General features: G+C 62.5%; 6 protein-coding genes and 1 pseudogene. 1 reads left to right on the top strand and 6 read right to left on the bottom strand.

Annotation, left to right across the window (positions count from 1 at the left end):
- A pseudogene (locus tag QZ079_RS06620) lies at positions 1 to 1,117 on the top strand (ABC transporter permease); the annotation flags it as partial.
- 211 nt (positions 1,118 to 1,328) lie between these two features.
- Here the strand turns inward: QZ079_RS06620 and QZ079_RS06615 are convergent.
- From QZ079_RS06615 to QZ079_RS06590, 6 genes are all read right to left on the bottom strand, one after another.
- Positions 1,329 to 1,544, bottom strand: coding sequence for a hypothetical protein (locus tag QZ079_RS06615; RefSeq protein ID WP_291288491.1), 216 nt, complete (start codon positions 1,542 to 1,544; stop codon positions 1,329 to 1,331).
- Between the two features lie 186 nt (positions 1,545 to 1,730).
- Complete coding sequence (locus QZ079_RS06610) at positions 1,731 to 3,383, bottom strand: hypothetical protein (RefSeq protein WP_297036703.1); 1,653 nt, start codon at positions 3,381 to 3,383, stop codon at positions 1,731 to 1,733.
- A 9-nt stretch (positions 3,384 to 3,392) separates the two neighbouring features.
- Positions 3,393 to 4,163 carry an ABC transporter ATP-binding protein gene (locus tag QZ079_RS06605; RefSeq protein WP_366926438.1) on the bottom strand — a complete coding sequence of 257 codons (771 nt, stop codon included), beginning with the start codon at positions 4,161 to 4,163 and terminating at the stop codon, positions 3,393 to 3,395.
- 171 nt (positions 4,164 to 4,334) lie between these two features.
- Positions 4,335 to 4,517 (bottom strand): Arc family DNA binding domain-containing protein, encoded by a 183-nt coding sequence (locus QZ079_RS06600; protein ID WP_297036697.1) that lies wholly within the window; start codon positions 4,515 to 4,517, stop codon positions 4,335 to 4,337.
- A gap of 117 nt (positions 4,518 to 4,634) precedes the next feature.
- Complete coding sequence (locus QZ079_RS06595) at positions 4,635 to 5,666, bottom strand: SPFH domain-containing protein (protein ID WP_297036694.1); 1,032 nt, start codon at positions 5,664 to 5,666, stop codon at positions 4,635 to 4,637.
- Between the two features lie 440 nt (positions 5,667 to 6,106).
- On the bottom strand, positions 6,107 to 7,492 hold the full coding sequence (locus tag QZ079_RS06590; RefSeq protein WP_297036691.1) for a radical SAM protein: 1,386 nt from the start codon (positions 7,490 to 7,492) through the stop codon (positions 6,107 to 6,109).
- Between the last annotated feature and the right edge of the window lie 162 nt (positions 7,493 to 7,654).

Genomic DNA, 7,654 nt, shown 5'->3' with positions numbered 1-7,654 from the left:
ATTGGTGGCGCGCGAGCCAATCGACGTGCTCAAGGCGAGCGCACTTGATACTGTTGACCCCGATAGCGCAGACGCGCGCCCGTTCGACCTGGCATCGATTATCGGTCGCTCCGTTCAGGTTGATGTGTACGACTCCACGCCGCTGGGGGAGAGCGTACCGCTTGTGACGCTCAATGCCCTCTGCGAAGCGGTGGACATGCCGTTGCCTGCGGGCACGGAGAGCGCCGACGTGACGGGCTTGGGGCTCGGCATCATGAAGGAGAGCGACTACAATCGCTACCTGCGGTTCCGCGGGTTCGATGAGATCGACCTTGGTGAGGACGGTTACCTTATCACGTCCGACATGGGCGCGACGGTGAACGATGTCTACAACGCTGTCATGGCGAAGGGCGTGGCGATCGATATCGCCGGGCATGAGCTTTACCCGGCGGCAGATGCGGTCGATTACGAGGCGAGCGTGTTCCAGAATGCGATGTTCGGTATGAACTCCGGCTTCGTTGTGGTGCCCGACGTGCTCGTGGATGAGGCGATGCTGCCGCTCTATTACAGCTACTTCCTGGGCGACTACGCCGACGGCGTCTCGACCGAAGAGGGCGACGCCTATGTAAGCGCGTACCGCCGCTACGGCGACCTTACGGATAGCGACGGCGCGGTCGTGGCGCTGTGGGGGTTGGAGGCCACGCGCACCACGACGTACGAGAGCGTCGACTCCATGAACGGTCTCATCTCGTACCTCGCCATCTACATCGGCTTCGTGCTCGTGGTGGCGTGCGCCGCGATTCTCACGATCCAGCAGCTCTCGGGCGTGGCCGACGCGAGCGGGAATTTCCGCATCCTCTCTGAGCTGGGCACCGAGCGGCGCGACATCGCGCATTCCGTGCTCGCGCAGCAGACGGTGTTCTTCGTGTTCCCGCTCGTGCTGGGCATCGCGCACTCGTGCGTGGCACTTTCGGTGATCATCGACCTCGTCGAGCTCTTCGGCGGCTTCTCGATCGGTGGGGCAGTGGGCTTCACGGCGCTCATCTTCGTGGTGGCCTATGGCGGGTACTTCTTCGTGACCTACCTCATGAGCAAGGGCATCGTCCACGACGCAACCCTCACCCGCCGCTCCCTCTGACATTGGGGACAGTCCCCAATGTCATGACATTTGGGACAGGCGTCGACACGACCAACCATTGCAACCATTGGGGACGGGGGTTATTGGCTGACTGCACCAGCCAAATCCCTCGTCCCCTTTGTCACATGAAAAAGCCCGTGCCGGGGAGAGGCACGGGCTTTCGTTGCATCTGCCAAAAGGGACTGTCCCCTTTGGCGCCTTTGGCAGGCGATTAGGCTGAGGCGGCGTAGGGGCGGCGCGGCCAGGATTGGTGCGTCGAGGAAACGGGTTCCCCGGCCTCGAGCTTGCGCATGAACGCTTGGTAGGAACGGCGCAGATTGGTGCGCTGGTCTTCGGAGCGCTTGCGCGGCGTGCGCAGCGAGGTGATGCTGCCACTCATTCGATGGCGTTTGGGCGTGCTCGCGGTAGTCTGCTTGGACGTGTGCATACGATATGCTCCTCTTCTGCGTTGCCGGGCGCGGTGTGCGCCGTGGCGTTCGAGCCCGACGGTCGTGTATCGAATGCCATTAGGTATGTACCACGCGCCGCGCCCGCTATGCATCCTCCATGCCGAACACATGAGCTCGATCGGTCGCCCGGGGGTACGCATACGTTCCCGTCGGGCTGGGTGGTATCACCTGGTGAGATACGAGGTTGCCACACGGCAGGTATGGCGGAAGATGAGCCAGCCTGCCACCGCGCCCACAATTCCGACGCCGAGGTTCCACGCGATTCCCGCCACGACACCAAGGTTGAGCGAGATTACGAAGCTCAGCGCGCCGCCGCCGAATGCGAGCACCATGCCGCCGAGCACGACGATCATGATGGGGAAGCCACGCTTCACGACGTCGTTCGGCGTCGTCCATGAGAAGTTGGGCTTGCGGACGTCGCTTGAGAGGCCGATGTTCACCATGAGGAAGAACCCGCCGAAGCCAGTGATGAGCACGCAGGCGGCACCGAGGGCGTCGACCTGCCCGCTTGCGAAGAGCACGAGCGCGCTCACCGCTATGGTGGCGGCGACGGGCACGGCGTTCGACGCGAGCTTGGCGCCAAGGATCACGCGCTGGGGTAGCGGGGCAGTCGCGCAGATCCACGAGCTCTTGCCCTCGATGGAGATGGAGCACGCGGCGCTCGGACACATGATCGCGCAGAAGACGAAGAACCAGGGTAGGAGATTCACCACGAAGCCCGCGATGGCGTCGTATTCCGCGGCGCCGATTTCCACGCCGTCCACCGCGCCGGAGAGCAGGATCTCCTTGAGGCCGATGACGCTGAGCGCAACGGCGATGACGAGCATGAACAGATAACCGAACAGGCAGTTGAACGCATATGAGGGGATGCCGAGCAGCGTGCGGTACTCTTTGAGCACGAGTGCTTTGAACGGGCTGCCGGAGCGCTCGGTGCGGGCACGAAGTTCGCCTGTGGTGAGGGCGCGGGCGCGCACGCGGGCGGTGAGCGCCGCGTTGATGGCGAGGTAGTTGCGCTGCATGATCTCGAGCGCCAGCGCGGGTACGGCGATAGAGGCGACGGTAAACGCTCCAAGCCCCAGCGCCGAGCCTTCGACCACGGCGCTTCCCATCCAGCTGGCGGGCGGCCATCCGAGGTTCAAAAGCCCGCTTATCGCAGCAAGTCCGCCTGCAAGCTGCTCCGCCGAGGCATCGCCCTTGTTTGCGCCCGCGCTGAACGAGTATCCATACACTACGACCATGATCGCCGTGAACGCGATGAGCGAGATGACGATGTACACGAGGTTCGCATGGCGGAAGCGCGAGGCAAGCGCGCTCACGCCAAACGCGAGGAACGTCGCGAGCGCCGTGGGGATGGCGGGCGCGAGCAGGACGCTCAACACCGCGCACACGACAGTCCAGGGAGAGAACGAGGCAAACACAAGGTAGACCGCCCAGAGTGGCACTGAGGCGATGGCTCCTATGAGCGTGGCGCTCGCATAGAGCGCCGTCACGCGCGAAGCCACCACGGTGCGGCGCGGCACGGGCAGCGACATGACGAGGTCGAAATCCGCCAGGCCGAAGAGTGTGCCGTTCGCCTTAAGGAACGTAAAGATGACTCCGGCGAGGGCGCTGAGCGCGACGGCGAAGGCGGGGATGGCCGCCTCGAGGCCGAAGCTTATGAGCGTGATGCCAAGAAGTACCAGATAAAGCGCTGCAAGGCCGACGAGGGCGATGCCGGCGAGTACGGTGAGCGCAGTGCTGAAGCGGCGCTTGTGCGGCATGAGCGAGCATGCGAGCGCATGGAGCTGCACCCGCATCAAGATGAGGAAACTTCGCATGACAGCCTCCTAGCGTTGCTCGCTGCTGGTGGAAGGTGCCGGGTTGGCACCGGTGCGATCGGCTTCTTCAGCAAGCTCGAGGAAGACCTCTTCGAGGGTGTCGTCACCGCGCACCTCGTCGGTTGTTCCTGCGGCGACGATTTCGCCTTTGCGGATGATGGCGACCTTGTTGCAGAGCTTTTCGACCACCTCGAGCACATGCGAGGAGAAGAAGACTGCGCCGCCGCGCTCTGCCAGCTCGTGCAGCATGGTCTTGAGCTCGTGGGATGCGAGCGGGTCGAGGCCGACGAAGGGCTCGTCGAGCACGAGGAGCTTGGGCTCGTGTAAAAGCGCGCCAATCACGACGAGCTTCTGACGCATGCCGTGGCTGTAGCTTGCGATGGGGCTCGCGAGTGCATCGGTGAGTTCAAGGCGGCTGGCGAGTGATTCGATGCGTGCCTGACGATCGCGAGTGGGCACCTCGAAGATATCCGCGATGAACGTGAGGTACTGAAGGCCGGTCATGAACTCGTAGACGTCGGGGTTGTCCGGCACATAGGCGATGAGGCGCTTCGCAGCGACGGGGTCGGCTGTGATGTCGATGCCGGCGACGTGGATGCTACCCTGGTTGAACGGCTGCACGCCCACGATTGAGCGGATGAGCGTGGTCTTGCCGGCGCCGTTGTGGCCGATGAATCCGTAGATGTCACCGGGTTCCACGGTGAGGGAGAGGTCGCGTACGGCGATGGTGTCGCCATAGCGCTTCTGGTAATGGGAGATGTCGAGAATGGCTTCGACCATGATGATGGCTCCTTCGGGGGAATGATAGAAACCAGACAGGCTGCCTTCCATGGGCAACCCTCCCTCACGATGTCGACGTTTTTCGACAGTTTTTCTGCCTGGGAGACCAATTCTGTCGAAAAACGTCGATGTCTTGGAGCGTGGCGGAGGGCGATAAAGCCAACCTATCAGTTACGTTTCTCGCTTTTTGGATGCTTGCTTGTTCTGCTTCGGCAGGCGGCCGGCGCGCTTCAGGGCATCGCGCAGAATCCACTCCACCTGGCCGTTCGCGCTGCGCATCTCGTCATCTGCCCAGTGTTGGATGGCCTCCCAGATTTCGGGGTCGATGCGAAGTGGATACTGCTTGCGTGCCATGGTGGTCACCTGCTGCTGAGAGTCGGGCGTGACAATTTCCCCGGAGGAAACTGTCATCTTTTGGGGGCGTGGGCCGGAAGTTTTCTCCTCCGGCTCACTGCCATCCAGCCCTAGAAACTAGTAAAGAGATCCTGTGTTCACGATGGGCTTCGCTTCGCTCTCGCCGCAGAGCACGACCATGAGGTTCGACGCCATCTGCGCCTTGCGCTCGTCGTCAAGCTCGATCTTGCCGTGGGTGCCGAGCTCGTCGACGGCCATCTCCACCATAGTGACGGCACCCTCGACGATCTTCTTGCGCGCGGCGATGACGGCCTCGGCCTGCTGGCGGCGGAGCATCGCCTGGGCGATTTCGGGCGCGTAGGCAAGGTGCGTGAGGCGTGCGTCATCCACCGCGACGCCGGCGGGCGCGAGGCGCTGCGTGAGCTCGTGCTTAAGGGCGGTCGAGACCTCCTCGATGTTTGAGCGCAGCGTGATGGAATCCATGGAATCCGAGCTGTCCTCGGCGTGGTCGTAGGCGTAGATGCTCGCCACGTGGCGGAGCGCCGTTTCGGCCTGCGTGGCCACGTACTGTTCGTAGTTATCCACGTCGAAGAGGGCTTTCGCGGTATCGGCCACGTGCCACACCACGACGTTCGCAATCTCGATGGGGTTGCCCATCTTGTCGTTGACCTTCAGGATCTCGCCGTTGAGCGTACGGGCGCGGACGGAGATCTTCGTGGAGAGGGCGGATGTCGCCTTGGTCGCAGTCTCGATTTGCTTGCCGAGCGAGAGCCCAGATTTGCTGATGACCTCGGCCGTGGCATTCTCGGTGGCGCTGTTTGAGCCCATCGAGCGGCTATAGAACGGGTTCGCCCAGCGGAAGCCCTCGTCGCGGACGGTGCCCTTGTAGTCACCGAACAGGATGCACACGCGCGCCTGGCCGGGTTGCAGGGTGAAGAAGCCCGAGACGAGGATGCACCAGCCAATGAAGAGGGCGATGCTCACGATGACCATGACGACCGGAAGCGTGATGGACTCGCCGGAATCTTCCGTGGCGACGGCGAGGCAGATGCCGCCGATGAACAAAGCGACGATAATGACGAACGCTGCGAGACAAGCGGCGAGCATCCCCCAACCAGATGCAGCCTTGATTTTCTTCTCCACGCTCATTGCGGTTCCTTTCGCGATGCGCCGACGTGCATTCCTGCGCCGGCGGTGCCCCGGTTTCCTTCGGGGGGGGGGCAGCTCCCCGACCAAGCATCCGTGCTCGCTTGGTGATGCCATTGTGATATCACATTGCGATCATGTCAACAACCGTTCGCCGAATCGGTGAACGGTACCCAACACTTTGGGGACGGGGTCAAAAGTGTTGAATTCAACACTTTTGACCCCGTCCCCAAAGTGTTAAAGAAGAGAGCCCGCCGGGCGAGGTTGCTCGGCGGGCTTGGGCTGGCAATGTTAAAAAACCCCTGGGGTATTTTTACATGCGCATGCCGTAGGCGGTCTTGGTGGCCTTCTTGGTAGAGGCGGTGGCCTTGACCTTCGCAGCCTGGTATTTCTTCATGGTTCCCTCCTTTCAAGAATGCGGTGACTTGGAGCGGGAAGTGGGGCTAGCTCACGTCTGCAGCACCGTAGGCGCGTGCCTTGGCGCGAGCGAGTTCGCAGTTTGCGGGACAGGGGGCGGAAATCGTGCCCATCTCGCGCCACGATTGCCCGGGGCAATAGAGGCAGTAGTCGAAAAGGTCGCAAGAGCGACACTTCGAGCAAAGATGGTTGCGGTGCAGACAGCGCAAAACGGCGAGCTCGCGCGACCGGCACCACACCTGCTCAATGCTCGTCTTGCACACATTCCCAACCGGCGTGGTCAGGACGTTACAGGGCGTAATGTCGCCGGTGGGTGTGATATTGAGCGAGCGTCCTATGCCGCACACGTGCTCGCGCGTGCCCGGGCGGATGCTCGGCGTTTCGCGGCCCATGGCCTCTTGTTCGTAGCGAATGATACTCGTGAGCTCGTCGACATCGTGTACGCGCAGAGCGTCCGCGTCGTAGGCACCCATTTGCGAGGCGAGCACCTGCAGGCTGAGCTCAAGCTCGTGCCCTTCGGCAGCGACGAGGTCGATAAGCTCGCGCATGCCTGGGAGCGTCTTGGTGAGGAGAATCGTTTTCACGCAAGTACGCACGCCATGGCGTTTGAAGTACGCGAGCGTGGCACGGGTGCGGTCGAATGATCCAGGCAGGCGCGTGATGGCATCGTGCGACGCAGCATCGGGGCAGTAGAGGCTCACCGAAACGCTGCCCAGATCCATCGCGGCGAGCGCCTTGAGCTCGTCGTTCGAGAAACCGGTGCCGTTCGTGTACACGTGCACGACGAAGCCCAGCTGCGTCGCATAGCGGCAGATGTCGATGAAGTCGCGGCGCATCGAGACTTCGCCGCCGGTGAACGTGACCTGCATGGTGTTCATGGCATGCAGCTCATCGAGGACGCGGCAGAGCTCGCCGTAGGTGAGCTCGCCTGCCGAGCTCGGGCAGTGCTCTTCGTAGCAGTGGATGCAGCGCGCGTTGCAGCGGTAGGTGAGTTCGAAGTACGCATGCTCGAGCGTGTTGTTCTGCTCACAGACGGCGCGCAGCTCAGCGTCGAAGTCCTGGTCGGGATCCTTCGCGTCGCCCACCGTCTCACTCACCGCGGCGTCCATCTGCATGGCAGATTCCTCGAACGCCTGCGCAAGCTCCGGCTCGACATCTTCAAGGCAGCCGTTCCGGAAGAGTTCTGCAAGGAACAGCGTGCAATCGGTGAGCACCATGGCGCGGTCGCCGACGTCGTAGGTGCGCATGATCGCATCGGCGAGCTCGCGGAGCGTCGCCCCGGCTCGAAGCTGTTCTAGGATGTCCGGCGCGACGCCGTCAGCGAGGCTGCGGTAGCCGGTAGCGGTGTTGTACACATAGGCATACTCGCCATAGCCGCTGGTGCGGACGCGTGTTGCCTGGCTGAGTCTCATACGTGCCTCCGTTTGAATGGAACGTGAAAGCGAATCGACCATCGGTCTACTGAAATAGTAGCCAGACGTTCTTGGTCGCATACGCGCTCCGCCCGGGAGGAAACGGGGTGCAGTAGGCACACATCGGGGAGCCGTTGGGGGAGCCCGCCATTGGGGACGGGG

Origin of the sequence: uncultured Enorma sp. (assembly GCA_905210055.1) — a bacterium.
Taxonomy (GTDB): domain Bacteria; phylum Actinomycetota; class Coriobacteriia; order Coriobacteriales; family Coriobacteriaceae; genus Enorma.
This window is presented reverse-complemented; position numbering and strand designations above follow the sequence as displayed.